Source organism: Pseudomonas gorinensis (genome assembly GCF_042015035.1).
Lineage (GTDB): Bacteria > Pseudomonadota > Gammaproteobacteria > Pseudomonadales > Pseudomonadaceae > Aquipseudomonas > Aquipseudomonas gorinensis.
Map to the genome: position 1 here is coordinate 6,070,868 of NZ_CP167125.1, position 19,884 is coordinate 6,090,751.

At 61.5% G+C, this 19,884-nt stretch carries 21 protein-coding genes; 9 read left to right on the top strand and 12 right to left on the bottom strand.

The annotated features are described in order from the left end of the window. Positions 1-74: 74 nt before the first annotated feature. The 7 genes from AB7933_RS27735 to ffh all read right to left on the bottom strand — a co-directional run bounded on the left by AB7933_RS27735 (position 75) and on the right by ffh (position 5,651). Positions 75-806 carry a thioredoxin fold domain-containing protein gene (locus tag AB7933_RS27735; RefSeq protein WP_024077234.1) on the bottom strand — a complete coding sequence of 244 codons (732 nt, stop codon included), beginning with the start codon at positions 804-806 and terminating at the stop codon, positions 75-77. Positions 807-963: 157 nt separating this feature from the next. Then, positions 964-1,860, bottom strand: a complete 897-nt coding sequence (gene xerD / locus AB7933_RS27740; RefSeq protein ID WP_017846134.1) for a site-specific tyrosine recombinase XerD — start codon at positions 1,858-1,860, stop codon at positions 964-966. Between the two features lie 218 nt (positions 1,861-2,078). Then, positions 2,079-2,429 (bottom strand): 50S ribosomal protein L19, encoded by a 351-nt coding sequence (rplS, locus tag AB7933_RS27745; RefSeq protein ID WP_003175895.1) that lies wholly within the window; start codon positions 2,427-2,429, stop codon positions 2,079-2,081. Positions 2,430-2,474: 45 nt separating this feature from the next. Beyond that, entirely contained in the window at positions 2,475-3,248 is a 774-nt protein-coding gene (gene trmD, locus AB7933_RS27750; RefSeq protein WP_024077235.1) for a tRNA (guanosine(37)-N1)-methyltransferase TrmD, read from the bottom strand. Then, positions 3,230-3,766, bottom strand: coding sequence for a ribosome maturation factor RimM (gene rimM, locus AB7933_RS27755; protein WP_024077236.1), 537 nt, complete (start codon positions 3,764-3,766; stop codon positions 3,230-3,232). Before rimM ends, trmD begins: the two co-directional genes overlap by 19 nt. A gap of 5 nt (positions 3,767-3,771) precedes the next feature. Continuing rightward, positions 3,772-4,023: a 30S ribosomal protein S16 gene (gene rpsP, locus AB7933_RS27760; protein WP_003175899.1), complete on the bottom strand. Its 252-nt coding sequence runs from the start codon at positions 4,021-4,023 to the stop codon at positions 3,772-3,774. 251 nt (positions 4,024-4,274) lie between these two features. After that, the gene (gene ffh, locus AB7933_RS27765; protein WP_024077237.1) at positions 4,275-5,651 is read right to left on the bottom strand and encodes a signal recognition particle protein; all 1,377 of its coding nucleotides are present in this window, start codon (positions 5,649-5,651) and stop codon (positions 4,275-4,277) included. A gap of 234 nt (positions 5,652-5,885) precedes the next feature. On the opposite strand from ffh, the gene AB7933_RS27770 reads away from it, so the two are divergent. The 3 genes from AB7933_RS27770 (at position 5,886) to AB7933_RS27780 (ending at position 9,557) form a co-directional block, all read left to right on the top strand. After that, positions 5,886-6,698 carry a cytochrome C assembly family protein gene (locus AB7933_RS27770; protein ID WP_024077238.1) on the top strand — a complete coding sequence of 271 codons (813 nt, stop codon included), beginning with the start codon at positions 5,886-5,888 and terminating at the stop codon, positions 6,696-6,698. A gap of 12 nt (positions 6,699-6,710) precedes the next feature. Then, complete coding sequence (locus AB7933_RS27775; RefSeq protein ID WP_024077239.1) at positions 6,711-7,949, top strand: transporter associated domain-containing protein; 1,239 nt, start codon at positions 6,711-6,713, stop codon at positions 7,947-7,949. Positions 7,950-8,246: 297 nt separating this feature from the next. After that, complete coding sequence (locus tag AB7933_RS27780) at positions 8,247-9,557, top strand: MFS transporter (RefSeq protein WP_024077240.1); 1,311 nt, start codon at positions 8,247-8,249, stop codon at positions 9,555-9,557. A 112-nt stretch (positions 9,558-9,669) separates the two neighbouring features. On the opposite strand, the gene purT is transcribed toward AB7933_RS27780, so the two are convergent. The 5 genes from purT to AB7933_RS27805 all read right to left on the bottom strand — a co-directional run bounded on the left by purT (position 9,670) and on the right by AB7933_RS27805 (position 12,928). Beyond that, positions 9,670-10,851: a formate-dependent phosphoribosylglycinamide formyltransferase gene (purT, locus tag AB7933_RS27785; protein ID WP_024077241.1), complete on the bottom strand. Its 1,182-nt coding sequence runs from the start codon at positions 10,849-10,851 to the stop codon at positions 9,670-9,672. Positions 10,852-10,920: 69 nt separating this feature from the next. Next, entirely contained in the window at positions 10,921-11,388 is a 468-nt protein-coding gene (locus AB7933_RS27790) for a VUT family protein (RefSeq protein ID WP_024077242.1), read from the bottom strand. Between the two features lie 164 nt (positions 11,389-11,552). Further along, on the bottom strand, positions 11,553-11,768 hold the full coding sequence (locus tag AB7933_RS27795; protein ID WP_024077243.1) for a DUF1289 domain-containing protein: 216 nt from the start codon (positions 11,766-11,768) through the stop codon (positions 11,553-11,555). Beyond that, a complete protein-coding gene (locus AB7933_RS27800) occupies positions 11,765-12,289 on the bottom strand; it encodes a gamma carbonic anhydrase family protein (protein ID WP_024077244.1) in 525 nt (174 codons plus the stop codon). Before AB7933_RS27800 ends, AB7933_RS27795 begins: the two co-directional genes overlap by 4 nt. A 36-nt stretch (positions 12,290-12,325) precedes the next feature. Further along, positions 12,326-12,928, bottom strand: a complete 603-nt coding sequence (locus tag AB7933_RS27805; RefSeq protein ID WP_024077245.1) for a CoA pyrophosphatase — start codon at positions 12,926-12,928, stop codon at positions 12,326-12,328. 146 nt (positions 12,929-13,074) lie between these two features. Here AB7933_RS27805 and AB7933_RS27810 point away from each other — a divergent pair, with 146 nt between their 5' ends. The 6 genes from AB7933_RS27810 (at position 13,075) to ptsP (ending at position 19,865) form a co-directional block, all read left to right on the top strand. Then, positions 13,075-13,623 (top strand): NUDIX hydrolase, encoded by a 549-nt coding sequence (locus AB7933_RS27810; RefSeq protein ID WP_024077246.1) that lies wholly within the window; start codon positions 13,075-13,077, stop codon positions 13,621-13,623. Between the two features lie 37 nt (positions 13,624-13,660). Next, positions 13,661-14,164, top strand: coding sequence for a L,D-transpeptidase family protein (locus AB7933_RS27815; RefSeq protein ID WP_024077247.1), 504 nt, complete (start codon positions 13,661-13,663; stop codon positions 14,162-14,164). 261 nt (positions 14,165-14,425) lie between these two features. Next, a complete protein-coding gene (locus tag AB7933_RS27820; RefSeq protein WP_024077248.1) occupies positions 14,426-15,157 on the top strand; it encodes a GntR family transcriptional regulator in 732 nt (243 codons plus the stop codon). 51 nt (positions 15,158-15,208) lie between these two features. Then, positions 15,209-16,315 carry an N-acetylglucosamine-6-phosphate deacetylase gene (gene nagA / locus AB7933_RS27825; protein WP_024077249.1) on the top strand — a complete coding sequence of 369 codons (1,107 nt, stop codon included), beginning with the start codon at positions 15,209-15,211 and terminating at the stop codon, positions 16,313-16,315. Next, positions 16,308-17,318, top strand: a complete 1,011-nt coding sequence (locus AB7933_RS27830; protein WP_041161013.1) for an SIS domain-containing protein — start codon at positions 16,308-16,310, stop codon at positions 17,316-17,318. The genes nagA and AB7933_RS27830 overlap by 8 nt, the downstream gene beginning before the upstream one ends. A gap of 36 nt (positions 17,319-17,354) precedes the next feature. Then, on the top strand, positions 17,355-19,865 hold the full coding sequence (gene ptsP / locus AB7933_RS27835; RefSeq protein WP_041161014.1) for a phosphoenolpyruvate--protein phosphotransferase: 2,511 nt from the start codon (positions 17,355-17,357) through the stop codon (positions 19,863-19,865). Positions 19,866-19,884 lie beyond the last annotated feature (19 nt).

Sequence of the window (19,884 nt, forward strand, 5' to 3'; positions counted from 1 at the left end):
CAACTGCGGCTTTCAATTGATGACCCGCTGATCGTTCAACGGGCCATGATCGTCAAAGGTTCGACGATACTGGTTTACTTGGCACTCAGTGCCAGTTTGGCAACTTGCGGTGCCGGCTGGTAGCCCGGAATCACTTGACCGTCAGCCAAAACGATGGCCGGTGTACCGTTCACGCCAATGGATTGGCCGAGGGCGAATTGCTTGGAAACCGGGTTGGCGCATTTGTCCGCCTTGATTTCCTTGCCATCAACCATCTTGTCCATGGCCGCTTTCTTGTCGGCTGAACACCAGACGGCTTGTAACTGCTCGTCACCCGGCGAACCCAGGCCCTGGCGCGGGAACGCAACGTAGCGCACTTCCACACCCAGCTTGTTCAGCGCAGGCACTTCGGCGTGCAGCTTGTGGCAATAAGGGCAGGTGGTATCGGTAAACACGGTGATGTGGGTCTTGGTCTCGCCGATGGCTGGGTAAACCACGGTTTCAGCCACCGGAATCCCGTTGATCAGCTTGGATACACCCAGGCGCTCGGCTTTCTCGGTCAGGTTGACCGGCTTGCCATCCTTGAGCTGGAACAGGTAGCCCTGGACGATGTACTGGCCATCGGCACTGGCGTACAGCACACGGCTGCCCTTGAGCTTGACTTCGTACAGGCCGGCCATCGGGCTGGCGCTGATGCTTTCGATCGGCGTATCGAGCTGCAAGTTGGCCAGGCTCTTGCGAATGGTCTGCTCGGCAGCGTCATCGGCGACGACAAACGTGGAAACCAACGCAATGGCTGCGGCGGCAATAATCTGGGTCAAGCGCATGGGAACTCCTGAAGGCAGATGCAGGGACGGTGGGCAAGCACACCGATCTAAAAACACGGGCCTGCAAACACAGGTCTGGGCCGTCCCCTTTGCTAACCGGCAAAGCCTACCACAGTTGGGCCGCAGGGCAGCCCGTGGCCTGATAAATTGGCGGTTTTCAACCACGCGGATGGTGCTTGGCGTGCATATCCTGCAAACGTGCCCGCGCCACATGGGTATAGATCTGGGTTGTGGATAAGTCACTGTGCCCGAGCAGCATTTGCACCACGCGCAAATCCGCACCGTGGTTGAGCAAATGGGTGGCGAACGCATGGCGCAAGGTATGTGGCGACAAGGACTTACCGATGCCCGCCACCTTGGCCTGGTGCTTGATGCGGTGCCAGAAGGTCTGGCGGGTCATCTGTTCGCCGCGCTGGCTGGGGAACAGCACATCGCTGGGGCGCCCACCGAGCAGTTCGCCACGGGCATCGCGCATGTAGCGTTCAACCCACACAATTGCCTCCTCCCCCATCGGCACCAACCGTTCCTTGCTGCCCTTGCCCATCACCCGCAGCACGCCCTGGCGCAGGTTGACCTGCTCCAGGGTCAGGCTGATCAGCTCGGTCACCCGCAGGCCGCAGGCGTACAGCACCTCGAGCATGGCGCGGTCGCGCTGGCCGATGGCCTCGCTCAGGTCGGGCGCGGCGAGCAAGGCATCCACGTCGGCTTCAGACAGGGATTTGGGCAAAGGCCTACCGAGTTGTGGCATATCCACCTGCAACGTCGGGTCGAGGGCAATGAGCTTTTCCCGCAGCAAGTAGCGATAAAAACCACGCACACCGGAAAGGAAACGCGCAGTCGAACGGGGCTTGTAGTTCTGCTCCAGACGCCAGGCCAGATGGTCAAGGATCAGCTCGCGGCCAGCATTGATCAGCTCGAGGTTTTTTTCCTGCAACCAGCCGTTGAACAGCGCCAGGTCGCTGCGATAAGCCTGACGGGTGTTGTCCGAAAGGCCTTTCTCCAACCAGAGGGCGTCGAGGAAGCGGTCGATCAAGGGGTGGTCGATGGCAGGCATGGTGACTCAGGCAGGTGAAGGTGATGTCGGGTAGATCCTATCGCGCGCAAGCCCACTCCCACAGTTTTTTGTGTCTTACTCGATTGCGCGAACCGCAGCGATCAACTGTGGGGGCAGGTTTGCTCGCGATAGCCGCCACGTAGTCCCGGATTTTCAACAAATTCCAGGCACAAAAAAGCAGCCCGTAGGCTGCTTTTTTCTGCATCGGGAAGCTGGACTTAAGCCAGTTTTTCCTTGATGCGAGCTGCTTTACCGGACAGGTCACGCAGGTAGTACAGCTTGGCTTTACGTACGTCACCGCGACGCTTAACGGCCATGCTGTCGATTTGCGGGCTGTAGGTCTGGAAAGTACGCTCTACGCCAACACCGTTGGAGATTTTACGAACAGTGAAAGCACTGTTCACACCACGGTTACGCTTGGCGATTACCACGCCTTCGAACGCTTGCAGACGCGAACGGTCGCCTTCCTTCACTTTCACCTGAACGACAATGGTGTCGCCTGGGGCAAAGGTAGGGATCTCTTTGGTCATCTGCTCTGCTTCGAGTGCAAGGATGATTTTGTTAGTCATGCTGTGCTCCTAAGGTAAGTCGTCGGACCTACCATCGATACGTTGTTAACTATCGTCCCGCGCGAGGATGTATTCCTCGAGCAGCTTCTTCTCTTCTCCAGAAAGCGAGCGGCTTTCCAGAAGATCGGCGCGTCGTTCATAGGTCCGACCAAGGGACTGCTGTAAACGCCAACGCCGGATGTGTGCGTGATTGCCACTTAGCAATACGTCGGGAACACGCTGATCCGCATACACCTCCGGACGGGTGTAGTGCGGGCAATCCAGCAAACCATCCGTGAAGGAATCTTCCTCCGCAGAGTCCGCATGCCCTAAAGCTCCAGGCAGCAGTCGTGTAACCGCATCTATCAGGACCATCGCCGGCAGCTCACCGCCAGACAGGACATAGTCCCCAATCGACCACTCTTCATCGACATGAGCTTCAATAAAACGCTCGTCAATGCCTTCATAGCGACCGGCAATCAGGATCAGTGCTTCCTCATTCGCCAGTTCGCGTACCGCCGCCTGTTTCAGCTGACGGCCTTGAGGGGACAGGTAAATCACCTTCGCCTTCTCCCCGGCGGCGGCCTTGGCCTGAACCAACGCGTCTTCCAGGGGCTTGATCTTCATCACCATGCCCGGGCCACCGCCAAATGGGCGATCGTCCACAGTGTGATGTCGATCCGTCGTGTAGTCTCGCGGGTTCCAACAGGTCAGCTGCAACAGCCCCTGTTTCACCGCCCGACTGGTGATGCCGTACTCGCTGATGGCGGAGAACATCTCGGGAAACAAACTGATCACTTCAATGCGCAAATTAGCCACGCTTAGAAGTCCGCGTCCCATTCCACCTTCATCTCGCCCGCTACCAGGTCGACAGCCAACACGCATTGCTCGGTATAGGGCAACAGGCGTTCGCGATCATCCAGGCTGCCAGCGCAAGGCTTGACCACCATTACATCATTGGCGCCGGTTTCCAGAAGATGATCGATTTTCCCGAACAATTGCCCGAGTTGATCGATAACCTTCAGACCTTCCAGCTGGTACCAGTAGTACTCGCCATCGGTCAATTCAGGGAACAGGTTGCGCGGCACGCAGATCTCATAACCAGCCAGAAGACGAGCTTCTTCACGATCATCAAGACCCTTGAGCTTTGCGACCAGGAACTTATCGCTCCCGCGTCCACTGACCAGCTCGACCTGTTTCACACTACCTTCGCGCTTGAGCGTCCAGGTCTTGTACTGCAACAGGTTTTCAGTCGGATCAGTAAAGGAATACACCTTCACTTCGCCGCGAACGCCATGAACAGAATAAATCTTGCCGATAACGATCAAATCATCAGCAACAGCTGGCGTCGCGTTCATATTGCTCAGGCTGCGGCCTTAGCCGAGTCCTTCAACAACTTGGCAACACGCTCGGAAGGCTGTGCACCAACGCTCAGCCAGTAGGCTACGCGCTCTTGGTTCACGGACAGACGAACTTCTTGACCACGAGCAACAGGGTTGAAGAAACCAACCTGTTCCTTGTGCGAACCGTCGCGCGGGTTGCGGCTGTCGGTTACGGTCAAGTGGTAAAACGGGCGCTTTTTGGAGCCGCCAAGGGCAAGACGGATTGTTAGCATGTGAACATCGTTCCTGTAGTCGGTGCTGCAAATCTAAATGCACAGCGGGCATAGGTGCCCGAAAGGCCGCATATTCTAAGGAATATCCGGACTTTTGCAAATGTCTTTTTCTGGCGCCTATCAGCGTGCCATTCAGATCTGCTATAGAGCCGTCGGTTAAAACGGCGAGTCAGCGCCCGCCAATCGCGGGTTTGCTGGAGATCCCACGTCCCTGTGGGTCGGAGCAGGAGCTGGGCTCCCGCTCGAAATCTTTACATCTTGGGCATGCCGCCGCCGGGCAACATACCGCCCATGCCGCGCATCATCTTGGCCATTCCGCCCTTGGCGGAGAACTTCTTCATCATCTTCTGCATCTGCTTGTGCTGCTTGATCAAGCGACCGATGTCCTGCACCTGGGTGCCGGAACCCATGGCGATCCGACGCTTGCGCGAACCGCTGATCAGCTCAGGGTCGCGGCGCTCGGCCGGGGTCATGGAGTTGATGATGGCTTCCATCTGCTTGAACTGCTTCTCTGCCGCACCCTGGGCGTTGCCCATTTGCGCCAGGTTCACACCGCCGATATTCGGCAGCTTGTCCATCAAGCCGCCGAGGCCGCCCATGTTCTTCATCTGCTGCAGCTGGTCGCGGAAGTCTTCGAGGTCGAAGCCCTTGCCCTTCTTCAGCTTCTTGGCCAGTTTATCGGCCTTGTCTTTATCGAGGGTCGCTTCGGCCTGTTCAATCAGGCTGAGCACGTCGCCCATGCCGAGGATACGCGAAGCGATCCGCTCAGGGTGAAACGGCTCGAGCGCGTCGCTCTTCTCGCCCATACCGATGAACTTGATCGGCTTGCCGGTGATTGCGCGTACCGACAGCGCGGCACCACCACGGGCATCGCCGTCGACCTTGGTCAGGATCACGCCGGTCAGCGGCAGTGCATCACCAAATGCCTTGGCGGTGTTGGCCGCATCCTGGCCGGTCATGGCGTCGACCACGAACAGGGTCTCGACCGGGTTGATCGCGGCATGCAGCGCCTTGATCTCGCCCATCATCTCTTCATCGATGTGCAGGCGACCAGCGGTATCGACGATGACCACGTCGATGAATTTCAGTCTTGCTTCTTTAATAGCCGCATTGGCGATGTCGACCGGCTTCTGGCTCAGGTCGGACGGGAAGAACGTCACGCCCACTTCGCCCGCGAGCATTTCCAACTGCTTGATGGCCGCCGGACGATAGACGTCAGCCGACACCACCATCACGGATTTCTTCTTGCGCTCTTTAAGGAAGCGCGCCAGCTTGCCGGCGGTGGTGGTCTTGCCCGCACCTTGCAGACCGGCCATCAACACGACGGCCGGTGGCACGGCGCTGAGGTTCAGGTCTTCGTTGGCCGCGCCCATCAAGCTTTCGAGCTCGGCCTGGACGATCTTCACAAAGGCCTGGCCCGGCGTCAGGCTGCGGGACACTTCGGTGCCGACCGCACGCTCCTTGACCGAGTTGACGAAGTCCTTGACCACAGGCAAGGCGACGTCGGCTTCCAGCAACGCCATGCGCACTTCGCGCAGGGTGTCTTTAATATTGTCCTCGGTCAGCTTGGCCTTGCCGGTAACGTGGCGCAGCGTCTGCGAGAGACGGTCAGTCAAGTTTTCAAACATGCGCGATCCTTTCAGGCCCTATTCATCGAAATGCATTGGTAGACCGAGGTAATGACGGCCCAGGCTGTGGTAAATCGCTATTAAAAACAGCGCTCGGCGAGCCTGCGGCGTGGGCAGGTCGCGGATTATAGCGAAGACTGCGCCTGTGCACACCCGCTGTCTGGCCTTGGAGTCTTTCGTGGAACGCAGGGGTATGCCAAACTCAGCGCCTTTCGGGCTTGCCTAACAGGATTTATGCTCCCTTTGTCACCCAGTTTGCTACCCAGTCTCGCCGCCGCCTTCTTATATGCCGCTGCGACCCTCTATCAGGGCACCCGCCTGGCCAAATGCGCCAAGGCCGACAAGCGCCTGTTGTCCGGCCTTGGCGCCCTCGCCTTGGTGGCACACGCCGCGAGCCTGTTCACCCACCTGATGACGCCGGTCGGCCTGGGCCTGGACTTTTTCAGCGCCGCCAGCCTGATTGCCGCTGCCGTGATCGCCTTGACGCTGATCGCCTGCGCACGTATCCCGGTGGAAAACCTGCTGGTGCTGTTGTTCCCCCTGGGCCTGCTGACGGTGTTATTGGCGCAGTTCGCCCCCACCGGCACGGTGCAGGTGATCGATGAAGAGCCAGGCATCCTCGCGCATATCCTGTTGTCGATCCTCGCCTACGGCATGTTCACCATCGCGGTGTTCCAGGCTTTGCTCCTGCTGCTGCAGGACCACCAGCTCAAGCACAAGCACCCCTTGGGGCTGATCAAGAACTTCCCGCCGCTGCAAACCATGGAAAGCCTGCTGTTCGGTTTCCTGTGGGCCGGCTGGACCCTGCTCTCGCTGTCATTGATCTCTGGCTGGCTGTTCGTCGAAAACCTGTTTGCCCAGCACCTGGTACACAAGACCCTGCTGGCTTGCCTGGCCTGGGTAGTGTTCAGCGTGCTGCTGTGGGGCCGCAACCGCCTCGGCTGGCGCGGGCACAAGGCGATCCGTTGGACCCTGGCCGGTTTCTGCCTGCTGATGCTGGCCTATTTCGGCAGCAAGCTGGTTCGCGAATACATCCTGCATATCTGACGGGCAGCGATCATGGACAACTTGCCCCTGGGGCCGATGCTCGCGGTAATCGCCCTGCTGGTGTTATGGGCGGCGCTGTTTACCGCCATTGAAGCCGCACAGCAACACTTGCTGGCCCTGCGCCCCGGCACGCGCCAGGGTGACAAGGCCGCTGCCCGCCTGGGTTTTCCCCGCCACAGCCTGATCCTGTGCAATAGCCTGTGCCGCGCAGCAGTAGTGGTTCTGTGCACGTTGCTGGCGATGTATGCCTGGGCGCAAAACGGTCCCTGGCTCGGCTGGCTGATTTCCTGTGCCGTGCTGCTGATATTGGCCGACTACCTGCCCCGCGCGCTGGCCACCCGCCATCCGCAAGCAGTGCTGGGCTTCGGCAACACACTGCTGGGCGTGCCACTGAAAATCGTCTATCCCTTCGCCTGGCTGCTCAACGGCATCAGCCTGCTATTGCTGCGCCCCTTTGCGCGCAAGCCCGGCATCGTGAAAAAAAGCGACGAACCACTGCCCGACCATGATGACGAACCCGAGGCCGAGACCGAAGGCAACCGCCCCCCTGGCCTGCCCGGCATCCACGCGCTGGACAACATCACGGTCAACGACATCCTGGTGCCGCGCAGCGAAGTGGAGGGCATCAACCTGGATGACTCGCTTGAAGCGATCATCGAGCAATTGCGCAACTCCCAACGCACCCGGCTGCCAGTGTTCCACAGCGATATCAACCAGGTCCAAGCCGTGCTCAACACCCGGCTGATCCAGCACCTGCTGCCGGATTCCAGCCTGACCAAGGAAGCCTTGCTTGCCGCTTGCTACGAACCCTACTTCGTCCCGGAAAGCACGCCGCTGCAACTGCAACTGCTGAACTTCCACAAGCAGCAACGGCGCTTGGGCATGGTGGTGGACGAGTACGGCGAAGTGCTGGGCATCGTCACCCTGGAAGATATCCTCGAAGAAATTGTCGGCGAATTCGAAAGCGAACACAGTGTGGACAACCCGCATATCGAAGCGCAGGCGGATGGCCGCTATATCATCGACGGCGCCGCATCGATCCGCGAACTGAACAAGAGCCTGGCTTGGCACCTGCCCAGCGACGGTCCCAAGACCCTCAATGGCCTGGTGACTGAAGCACTGGAAACCATTCCAGATTGTGCCGTATGCCTGAAGATCGGCCGCTATCGCCTGGAAATCCTTGAGACCGAGGATAACCGGGTGAGCAAGGTGCTGATCTGGCACACCAGCCGCGTACCCGTCGCCGCATAGCGTCCTGACTCAACGCATTCGAATGTGGGAGCCCCCCCTCCCACAATTGATCTGCCGCGATTGGCAGATCGCGCGCCCCCTTGTTGTATCGCCGGCCCCATTCCTATAATCCCTGCGGCTTACCCAAGCCCCGCCCGACCGCGTGCTATCCGCACTGAGCGCGTCCGGCACCGCTGCATCGTGTCTGACCGGTGTTTGCTCCCATCCCGAGCCGCTCCGCGCACTACCCTGATCCAAGGGGGTTCGACCCAATAATAATCCGCGTCCAAACGCGCAACGACCGTCAGGGATACCTCCATGAGCACCACCTATAACGAGGCCGCAACCGCCGCCCCGACCAACTCGACCGCCCGCGTTGCCACCGCCAGCATCGTCGGCACCGCCATCGAGTTCTACGATTTCTATATCTATGCCACCGCGGCGGCACTGGTGATCGGCCCGGTCTTCTTCCCGCAGTCGTCCGGTACCGCGCAGATGCTGGCGTCGTTCCTGACCTTCGGTATCGCGTTTATCGCCCGCCCGCTGGGTTCGGCGCTGTTCGGCCACTTTGGTGACCGTATCGGCCGCAAATCGACTCTGGTGGCCTCGCTGCTGCTGATGGGGGTGTGCACCACGCTGATCGGTTTGCTGCCGGGCTATGACAGCATTGGCGCCTGGGCGCCGATCCTGCTGTGCGTGCTGCGTTTCGGCCAAGGCCTGGGCCTTGGCGGGGAATGGGGTGGCGCCGCATTGCTGGCCACCGAGAACGCGCCCAAGGGCAAGCGCGCCTGGTTCGGCATGTTCCCGCAACTGGGCCCATCGATCGGATTCCTGGCGGCCAACGGCTTATTCCTGATCCTGGCCATGAACCTGAACGACGAGCAGTTCCGCAGCTGGGGCTGGCGTATCCCGTTCATCCTCAGCGCAGCCCTGGTGATGGTCGGCCTGTATGCACGGCTGAAACTGCACGAAACCCCAGTGTTCGCCAATGCCGTGTCCAAGCAGGCGCCGGTGAAGGTGCCGTTGGTGGAGCTGTTCAGCCAGCATTGGCTGCCCGTCCTGCTGGGCGCCGCGTCGATGGTGGTGTGCTATGCACTGTTCTATATCACCACCGCGTTCTCCCTGAGCTATGGCGTTTCGACGCTGGGCTACAGCCGCGAAACGTTCCTTGGGTTGCTGTGCTTCGCGGTGCTGTTCATGGGGCTGGCGACACCGCTGGCGGCGCTGGCCAGTGATCGATTCGGGCGCAAGCCGGTGCTGATCGTCGGCGCGATCCTGGCCATCCTGTCGGGCTTCACCATGGAGCCGCTGTTGACCCACGGTTCGACCTGGGCCGTGGCGCTGTTCCTGGCGTTGGAGTTGTTCCTGATGGGGGTGACCTTCGCCCCAATGGGCGCGCTGCTGCCGGAATTGTTCCCGACCCGCGTGCGTTATACCGGGGCTTCGGCAGCGTATAACCTGGGCGGGATCGTCGGCGCATCGGCGGCACCGTTCTTCGCGACCAAGCTGGTGGCGATGGGTGGGCTGAGTTATGTCGGCGGGTATGTGTCGGCGGCAGCGTTGCTCAGCTTGATTGCGGTGCTGTGCCTGAAAGAGACGCGCAATAACGATCTGAATCGCGTCGTCTGATAGATCGCTATCGGGGGCAAGTCGAATCGTCGCACCGCCCCTCCCACATTTTGACCGCATTCCTACAGATTAAACGCGGTTAAGTGTGGGAGGGGCCTTGCCCCCGATGCTTTTAGAGCTCTACAACAACCGCTTGGGAAGCACGGGTCGCCTTAGCCCGAGCCGCTTCAATCGACTCATCCCGCGCCAGCGCCACGCCCATGCGGCGTTGGCCATTCACTTCTGGCTTACCAAACAGACGCAACGCCGTGTCCGGCTCGCTCAAGGCGGCGCCGAGGTTGGCGAATGCGGTCTGGGTCGACTGCCCTTCCACCAGGATCACCGCCGACGCCGAAGGGCCGAACTGGCGAATCAATGGAATCGGCAGGCCCAGGATGGCGCGGGCGTGCAGTGCGAATTGCGACAGGTCCTGGGAAATCAGGGTCACCAGGCCGGTATCGTGCGGGCGCGGCGACACTTCGCTGAACCATACCTGATCACCCTTGATGAACAGCTCCACGCCAAACAGGCCACGGCCACCCAGGGCGTCGGTTACGGCCTTGGCTACGCGCTCGGACTCTGCCAGGGCGATCGGGCTCATGGCCTGAGGCTGCCAGGATTCCTGATAGTCGCCTTTCTCCTGACGGTGGCCGACCGGCGCGCAGAAAGTGGTGCCGCCGATATGACGCACGGTCAGCAGGGTGATTTCGTAGTCGAAGTCGATAAAGCCTTCAATGATCACCCGGCCTTTACCGGCACGCCCGCCTTCCTGGGCGTAGTCCCAGGCTTTCTGCACGTCGTCGCTGCTGCGCAGCAGGCTCTGGCCCTTGCCCGAGGAGCTCATCACCGGCTTGACCACGCACGGGAAGCCCAGGTCCTGCACAGCCTTGCTGTAGGCTTCGAAGGTGTCGGCGAAGTGGTACGGCGAGGTCGGCAGGTCCAGCTCTTCGGCGGCCAGGCGACGGATACCTTCGCGGTTCATGGTCAGCGACGTGGCGCGCGCGGTCGGGATCACGGTGAAGCCTTCGGCCTCCAGCTCCACCAGGGTGGCGGTGGCGATGGCTTCGATTTCCGGCACGATGAAGTGCGGTTTTTCCGCCTCGATCACTGCACGCAGGGCGGCGCCGTCGAGCATGTTGATCACATGGCTACGGTGGGCAACCTGCATGGCCGGCGCGTTGGCGTAGCGATCCACGGCAATCACTTCAACGCCCAGGCGTTGCAGTTCGATTACCACTTCCTTGCCCAGCTCACCGCAGCCACACAGCAAAACGCGGGTCGCGGTTGGCGACAATGGAGTTCCGATTCGGGTCATCTCAGGTCCTCAGGGGAGCGGATCATGGGGAGAAAGGCCGGCATTTTACATGAACTGTAAAAATTGGCCTCAGTTGGCGACGGCGCGCTTGCGCAGACGCCAGGCCATGATCAGCCACACCACGGTGACCCCAGCGAATTTCGACGCCAGGGCGGTGCCCACCACCGCTGGGGTCAGAGCGCCGATCAAGCCGAAAAAGATAAAGGTATCGAGGGGAATGCTCAGCGCCGAGCTGATCCACAGGCGGTCATGGAGCGGGCGCCTGGTGATGCTGAACACCAGCCAGTCGATGCACTCGGACACCGCGAACGCCGTGGCACTGGCCAGGGCGATGGACGGATCGGAGGTGATATACGACAGCACCAGCGCCGCCAGCATGGCGAGGATCGCGCCATGACCGAAGCGGGTTTGCACCATGTCGCGCAGGATAAACACCAGGCCGCCCCAGGCAGACCAGATCACATCCAGATGCGGCGCGGTGGAGAAGGCAAAGTTGATCAGCACGACGCTGCTGATGTAGGCGATCAGGAAGAGCATGGGGCGAGGGACCTGTGAACAAGGGGCACAGGGTACTTCACATTTTGAAATATGTCGTCTGGGAGGGCCTCATCGGGGGCAAGCCCCCTCCCACATTTTGACCGCATTTCTACAGATTAAACGCGGTTAAGTGTGGGAGGGGGCTTGCCCCCGATGGCGACCCATCAGGCGCCGGATTTACCAGAAGCCATAAACACCAACCCAGCCGCCACCGCCCGCTCATGACACAAGCCCAGCACCACCCGCCGCTCGGCATTGTCCATGCGACTCCAACGCGTAATTTCATCCACCGTGCGCTGGCAACCGGTGCAGAGATCGTCATCGTCCAATGCGCAAATGCTCACGCACGGCGAGGCGACAGGGCGTTCTGCCGGGTTCATTCTGCCTGCTCGACCAGATCCCGCGCATAACGCTGGGCGTTATGCACATAGTGCGCAGCGCTGGCTTCGAGCATCTTCTTCTGAGCCTCGGTCAACTCACGCACCACTTTGCCCGGCGAGCCCATCACCAGCGAGCCATCGGGAATTTCCTTGCCTTCGCCGATCAGCGAGTTGGCGCCAATGATGCAGTGCTTGCCGATCTTCGCGCCGTTGAGGATCACCGCGTTGATGCCGATCAGGCTGTAGTCGTCGACCGTGCAGCCATGCAGCATGGCGTTATGGCCGATGGTCACACCGGTGCCAAGAGTCAGCGGGTAGCCCATGTCGGTGTGCATCACGCTGCCGTCCTGCACGTTGCTGTTCTTACCGATCAGGATCAGCTCGTTGTCGCCGCGCAACACCGCGTTGAACCAGACGTTGGCGCCCTCCTCCAGCCTGACCTTGCCCACCAGCGTGGCATTGGGAGCCACCCAGCTGTGTGGATGCGTCTCGACGCGGGCGTCGCCCAAGCGGTATTTCATGGTTTTTCCTCACGGCTTGCCATTGGAGACGATGGCTTAAGTATTGATGAAGCTCTTGGGTGGGTGATGCAGGCTGATATTGGCATCGTCATAAAGCAGGTTGATCAGCTCGACAATCATAATGGCCGTAAGCCCCCAGATCTTGTATTCGCCAAACCGGTAGCTCGGCACATACCAACTGCGCCCTTGGTAGTCGATACGGTGCGTATGCTCGCGAGGGTCCTGGCGGAAAAAATCGAGCGGCACACTGAAGACAGCGGCGATTTCGGCGTCGTTGGCCAGGTATTCGACGTAATCGGGGATCACGCCCACATACGGGGTGACGCGAATGCCATGCAGGGAAATCAGTGGGCTCAAGGGGCCGATCACCTCGACCAGGCCAGGCGGCAGGCCGATTTCTTCTTCGGCCTCGCGCAAGGCGGTAAAGATCAGGTCCGGGTCTTCCGGATCGCGGCGCCCGCCAGGAAACGCGACTTCGCCGCCATGGGTCGACAGGCCGCTGGCGCGCAGGGTCAGGATCAGCTCAGGTTCGTCACTGCGAGTAATCGGCACCAGCACGGCGGCCTCGGGGAAACGCCCGTCGGTTTCCAGCGTATGCGGCGTGTGATTGCTTACCCGGCGAAGTAGCTCGTCCAGCATGAGTCATCTCGATCTGTTGGCTACCTTGCATCATGCACCAAAGCTGCCGGGCGCCCAACCCCAAAACCTGAGGGCTGTCGCGAAACGACAACTTGCAGGGCCCTGCCGCCCACGCCAAGATAGACGCACTTTCCAGGAACCCCAGCATGAACTTCTGCAGCCAGTGCGGTAAACCGGTCACCCAACGCATTCCCGAAGGCGACGCACGCCTGCGCTTTGTGTGTGATCACTGTCAGACCATTCACTACCAGAACCCTAATATCGTTGCCGGTACCGTGCCGGTGTGGGGTGAGCAAGTGCTGCTGTGCCGCCGTGCCATCGAGCCACGCCTGGGCTACTGGACCTTGCCTGCGGGCTTCATGGAGAACGGCGAGACCGTGGAACAGGCCGCCATGCGCGAAACCATGGAAGAAGCCTGTGCCCGCGTGCGCAACCTGAGCATCTATACGTTGATCGATGTACCGCACATCAGCCAAGTGCATGTGTTCTATCGCGCCGAGCTGATGGACCTGGACTTTGCCGCCGGCCCCGAGAGCCTGGAAGTCAAACTGTTCAACGAAGCCGATATCCCGTGGTCCGAGCTGGCGTTCCGTACCGTCGGGCGGACCCTGGAGTATTTCTTTGCCGACCGTCGGCAGCAATCATTCCCGGTGCGCAGCGAAGCCATACCGCCGCTGTCCAAGCCCGCCCAATAACAATCCTGCCGATCGTCGCCAAAGGGAAGTCGTTTTAATGCGTTGGTTGTTTGCTTTGCTCTGCCTGTCGTTCGCCACGTTGTCGCCGGCTTCCACCCTGGAAACCCTGGGCGGCAAAACGGTCGAGAAAATCCTGGTCCTCAAGTCCGCCCATCAGTTGCAATTGATCAATGACGGCAAGCCCCTCAAGACCTATCGCATTTCCCTGGGTAAAAACCCCAAGGGGCCCAAGCTGTTCGAGGGCGACCGTCGCACACCGGAAGGCCTCTACTGGATTGACTGGCGCAAGACCAGCGACAGCTACTACCTGTCGATGCACATCTCCTACCCCAATATCAGTGATTCTGCGCGCGCCCGCCGCGAGGGCGTGAAGCCCGGCAGCATGATCATGATCCACGGCACGCCCGACAGCGAAGACTACCCGGAGCAGTTGTTCCACACCCTGGACTGGACCGACGGCTGTATCGGCATGCGTAACGTCGATATGCGTGAAGTCTGGAACCTGGTCAAGGACGGCACCCTGATCGAGATCCGGCCGTAGCCTTCGACCGTTGGTAGATTAATTAAAAAAATTTCCTGCCCTCGGCAGCGCCTGCCGGTGAATACCAGTTCACCCCGCGGGCTGCGCAGCTCTGCGCGTCCAAAAGACCTCTCTAATACCACTTGATACCATGCACCATTAGCATGCCCTGAAACCAGTGCCCGCACTGTTTTGGCAGCATTGACATGGTATTTAAGTGGTATTAATTTCCGGCCATTACCGGGCGACAACACTCCAATAACCGCATCGGAAACCTTAACGATGAACCCCATCCTGACGCTGCGCCCCGACGGCAAACAATCCACGCCGCTGTACCTGCAATTGGCCCGCAACCTGGAAGCGGCGATCCATGCCGGCCAGTGGAAATCCGAACAGGCGCTGCCATCGGAACGCGCCCTCAGCGAGCAATTGAGCATTTCCCGGGTCACCGCCCGCAAGGCACTGGAAGTGTTGTTTACCCAAGGCCTGATCCGCCGCAGCCAGGGCTCTGGCACCTTCATCACGCCTCGCCTGGAGCAACCGCTGTCGCGCCTGTCGGGCTTCAGCGAGATGCTGCGGCTCAAGGGCTTCGTACCCAGTTCGCAGTGGCTGGAACGCGAAATCACCCCGCCGACCCACGAAGAGCTGATCCGCCTGGGCCTGTCACCGACTGACAAAGTGGCGCGGCTCAAGCGCCTGCGTAAGGCTGATGACACGGTAATGGCAATCGAAATGACCGCCATGCCCGCCTCGGTGCTGCCGCACCCACAAGCCATCGGTAACTCGCTGTACGAATACCTCGAAGGCATCGGCAAACCCATCGTGCGCGCCTTGCAGCATATCCAGGCGATCAATGCCTCGGACGAGTTCGCCACGCTGGTCGGCATTGCTCCAGGCACCGCCATGCTGCTGATGACCCGTGTCGGCTACACCGCCGACAACACGCCGATTGAAATCACCGACACCTACTGCCGCAACGACTACTACGACTTTGTCGCCGAGCTTCGACGTTAGAAAGCCGCGTCGATATGACTTTGCCGCGAATGCGGCCTTAGAGAACTGCCCATGTCCGAAGACAACATCCTGACGCCCCACGGCTGGATTCGCGGCCGCGTGGTCCATGAACACGGCAAGGTCGTCGCCATTGAAGGCGCGCCTTGCGACCCGGCCGACAACGACCTGCCCTACCTGCTGCCAGGCTTTATTGACCTGCACGTCCATGGCGGCGGCGGCAAAGACATCATGGAAGGCATCGACGCGTTCGAGACCATCACCGGCACCCACGTGCGCTTTGGCACCACCTCGCTGCTGGCCACCACCATGACCGCGCCGGTCGAGGAAATTTCCCGCGTGCTGGGCGATATCGGTACCTATAGCGACAACCGTCCAACCGGCACCGCCCGCGTATTGGGTGTGCACCTGGAAGGTCCTTACATCAACCCAGGCAAACTCGGCGCGCAGCCCAACTTCGCCCACACCGCATTGATGGCGGAAGTGGAAGCCTACCTGCGCCTGGCGCCGATCCGCGTGATCACCATCGCCCCGGAAATCGCCGGGCATGACAGTCTGATCCGCGCCCTCAGTGCACGTGGTGTGCGCATGCAGATCGGCCACACCCTGGGCAGCTATGAAGAAGGCGTCGCCGCCCTCGCCGCTGGCGCTACCAGCTTCACCCACCTGTACAACGCCATGAGCCCGCTGCATCACCGCGAGCCTGGCATCGTGGGGGCCGCGCTGGCCCACGCACAGTACGCCGAACTGATCCCGGACTTGCTGCACGTCCACCCTGGCGCCATGCGCGTGGCCCTGCGTTCGATCCCGTGCCTGTATTGCGTCACCGACTCCACCGCCGCCGCCGGCATGCCGGACGGCGAATACAAGCTGGGCAGCCACACCGTGACCAAATGCCTGGGCGGCGTGCGCCTGGCCGACGGCACCCTCGCCGGCAGCACCCTGACCATGGACCAGGCGCTTCGCAACCTGGTGAAAATCGGCCTGCCCATCAGCGAAGCCTCACAACGCCTGTCGCAATTTCCCGCGGACTACCTCGGCCTGGAAGAACGCGGGCGCCTACAACCCGGCAGCTTTGCCGACTGCGTGCGCCTGGACCGTTCCCTGCACCTCACCGACGTCATGGTCGAAGGAGAAGCCATTGTCTTCCAAAATGCTTGAAGAGGCCTTGGCCTCCTGTGACGCCGTCGCGGCGCAGTTGCAACGTCTGAACCCGCGGCTGGAAGAGGTCGCCGGCCGCCTGCGCCGCCAGCCGCCGCAAGTGGCGATGACCATAGCCCGTGGCAGTTCGGACCACGCCGCCAGCTACTTCGCCTACCTGGCCATGCAGCACGTGGGCATTCCGGTGGCGTCGTTGCCGATGTCGGTGGTGACCTTGCTGCAAGCGCCCTTGAAGGTCAGCGGCCAGGTGACTTTCGGCTTTTCCCAGTCCGGCCAGAGCCCGGACCTGGTCGATAGCCTGCGCCTGCTGCGCAAACGCGGCGCCTTGAGCATTTCGCTGGTCAACGCCGAAGACTCGCCGCTGCAAGCCGCTTGCGAGTTCCACCTGCCGCTGTGCGCCGGGCCGGAACAAAGCGTGGCCGCGACCAAAAGCTTTATCGCTACCCTCAGCGCCAGCGCGCAGTTGATCGGCCACTGGAACCAGGAGGCGGATTTGTTGCAAGCCTGCCACGCGCTGCCCGATCACCTGCGCGAAGCCGCCAGGCAGGATTGGACGAAAGCCATCGACGCCCTGCGCGGCTGCCAGCAATTGATGGTGATCGGCCGTGGCGCCGGGTTTGCCATCGCCCAGGAAGCCGCGCTCAAACTCAAGGAAACCTCGGCGATCCAGGCCGAAGCCTTCAGCAGCGCCGAAGTGCGCCACGGGCCGATGGCCTTGATCGACGAAAACTACCCGCTGCTGGTGTTCGCCCCCCGCGGCGCCGAACAACCGGGATTGCTGAGCCTGGCCGCCGACATGCGCCAACGCGGCGCCCGCGTATTGCTGGCCGCGCCGGACGATATCGCCGAACGCGACCTGACCTTGAGCCGCGCCGAACACCCGAGCCTGGACCCGATTCTGGCCATCCAGAGTTTCTACGTGATGGCCGCCGGCCTGGCGGTCGCCCGTGGAATGGACCCCGACCAGCCACGCCACCTGAGCAAAGTGACCCGCACTCACTGAGTCGATTGCTGCGTTTTCCTGATGAGTACCGTGCCCATGTCCAACAACAATAATCAACTGACCCTCAGCGCCCCGTTAAGCGGGCCGGTGCTGCCCCTGGGCAACGTTCCCGACGAAGTCTTCGCCAGTGGCGCAATGGGCGACGGTATTGCCATCGACCCCCTGAATGACTGCCTGCATGCGCCGTGTGACGGGGTGATCATCCATGTCGCCCGCACCGGCCACGCCCTGACGATTCGCACGGACAACGGCGCCGAGTTGCTGCTGCATGTGGGTATCGACACGGTGGAGCTCAATGGCGAAGGCTTCGCGCTGCTGGTCAAGGAAGGCGCCCGTGTCAGCCAGGGGCAGGCGTTGGTGCAGTTTGACCTGGACCGGATTGCGCGCCAGTGCAAAAGCCTGGTCAGCCTGATCATTCTGACCAATAGCGATCGCTTCGCGCTGACACCGCTGGCACTCAATACAGTCAAGGTCGGTGAACCGCTGCTGCGGGTGAGCCTGCGCTCAACGGCCTCGACGCAGACGGCTGTGGATAACTCGGCCGCAGAAGCCAGCGCCAACGTGCGCATCACCCACCGCGGCGGTTTGCATGCGCGCCCAGCGGCGTTGATTCGCAAGACCGCCCAGGGGTTCAGCAGCCAGGCGCAGTTGCATTTCGCCGGCAAGTCGGCGGCGTGCGACAGCCTGATTGGCTTGATGGGGTTGGGCATTGGCGAAGGCGACGAGGTTCGCGTCAGCTGTCGTGGCAAGGATTGCGAGGCGGCGTTGCAGGCATTGGTCGCCGCACTGTCAGTCGCCATCAGCGCAGAACCTCACGCGCCGGTAACCGCCACTCCACGTCGTGCGAATACTGAAACCGGTGTACTGCAAGGGGTGTGCGCAGCACCGGGCCTGGTGTGCGGGCCACTGTTCCGGTTGACCGGCATCGAGTTGCCGGCCGATACCGGTAACCACCGCGCCGACGAACAACTGCAACGGCTGGATGCGGCCCTTGAGCACGTGCGCGGTGATATCCGCCAGACCCTGGCCCACGCCCGCCAGCGCAAAAATGCCGAAGAAGAAGACATCTTCGCCGCCCACCTCGCCTTACTGGAGGATCCGGCCCTGCTGGACGCCGCCACCCGCGCGATCGAACACGGCAGCGCCGCCACCCACGCCTGGCGCGATGCAATCCAGGCGCAATGCGCGGTCTTGCTGGCCCTGGGCAAGCCGCTGTTTGCCGAACGCGCCAATGACCTGCGCGACCTGCAACAACGGGTGCTGCGGGCGCTGTTGGGTGAAGCCTGGCATTTCGAATTGCCCCCTGGCGCCATTGTCAGCGCCCATGAACTGACCCCTTCAGACCTGCTGCAATTGAGTGCACAACAGGCGGCGGGCATCTGCATGGCCGAGGGTGGCGCCACCTCCCACGTCGCGATCCTGGCCCGGGGCAAAGGCTTGCCGTGCGTGGTGGCATTGGGCGCCGACGTACTCGATGTGCCACAAGGCCAACGGGTGGTGCTGGACGCGGCCAACGGTCGCCTGGAACTGGCCCCCAGCGAGGCGCGCCATGCCCAGGTGCATCAGCTGCGTGACGCACAGCAACAGCGGCGCCAGCAGCAACAGGCCCAGGCCCAATTGCCAGCACGCACTCGCGATGGGGTGGGCATCGAAGTCGCCGCCAATGTCGCCTCCAGCGCCGAAGCCCAGGTGGCGTTTGAAAACGGCGCCGATGGCGTCGGCCTGTTGCGTACCGAATTCCTCTTCGTCGACCGCCGCACTGCGCCGGACGAACAGGAACAGCGCCAGGCCTACCAGGCCGTGCTGGATGCCATGGGCGACAAGTCGGTGATCATCCGCACTATCGACGTGGGCGGCGACAAGCAGCTCGACTATCTGCCACTGCCGGTGGAGGCCAACCCCGTGCTCGGCCTGCGCGGCATTCGCCTGGCCCAGGTGCGCCCCGAGGTACTCGACCAGCAACTGCGTGCCCTGCTGCAAGTCAGCCCGCTGGCGCGCTGCCGCATCCTGCTGCCAATGGTCAGCGAAGTCGACGAACTGCTGCACATCCGCCAACGCCTGGATGAACTGTGTATGGCACTGGAGCTGACCCAACGCCCGGAACTGGGGGTGATGATCGAAGTGCCCGCCGCCGCGCTGATGGCCGAACAACTGGCCAAGCATGCGGACTTCTTGTCCATCGGCACCAATGACCTGTCCCAGTACACCCTGGCCATGGACCGCGACCACGCAGGTTTAGCTGCGCGGGTGGATGCTCTGCACCCGGCGCTGCTGCGGCTGATCGCGCAGACTTGCGCGGGCGCGGCCCAGCATGGGCGTTGGGTCGGCGTGTGCGGCGCCCTGGCGTCCGACCCCTTGGCGACTCCCGTACTGGTTGGCCTGGGGGTCAGCGAACTGTCCGTGAGCCCGCCGCAAATCGGAGAAATCAAGGACCGCGTCCGTCACTTGGACGCGGCGCAATGCCGGCAACTGAGCCAAGGGCTGCTCGACCTGAGCAGTGCCAAGGCCGTTCGCCAAGCCTGTCAACACCACTGGCCGCTGAGCTGAAAACAACAAGAACAGGGAG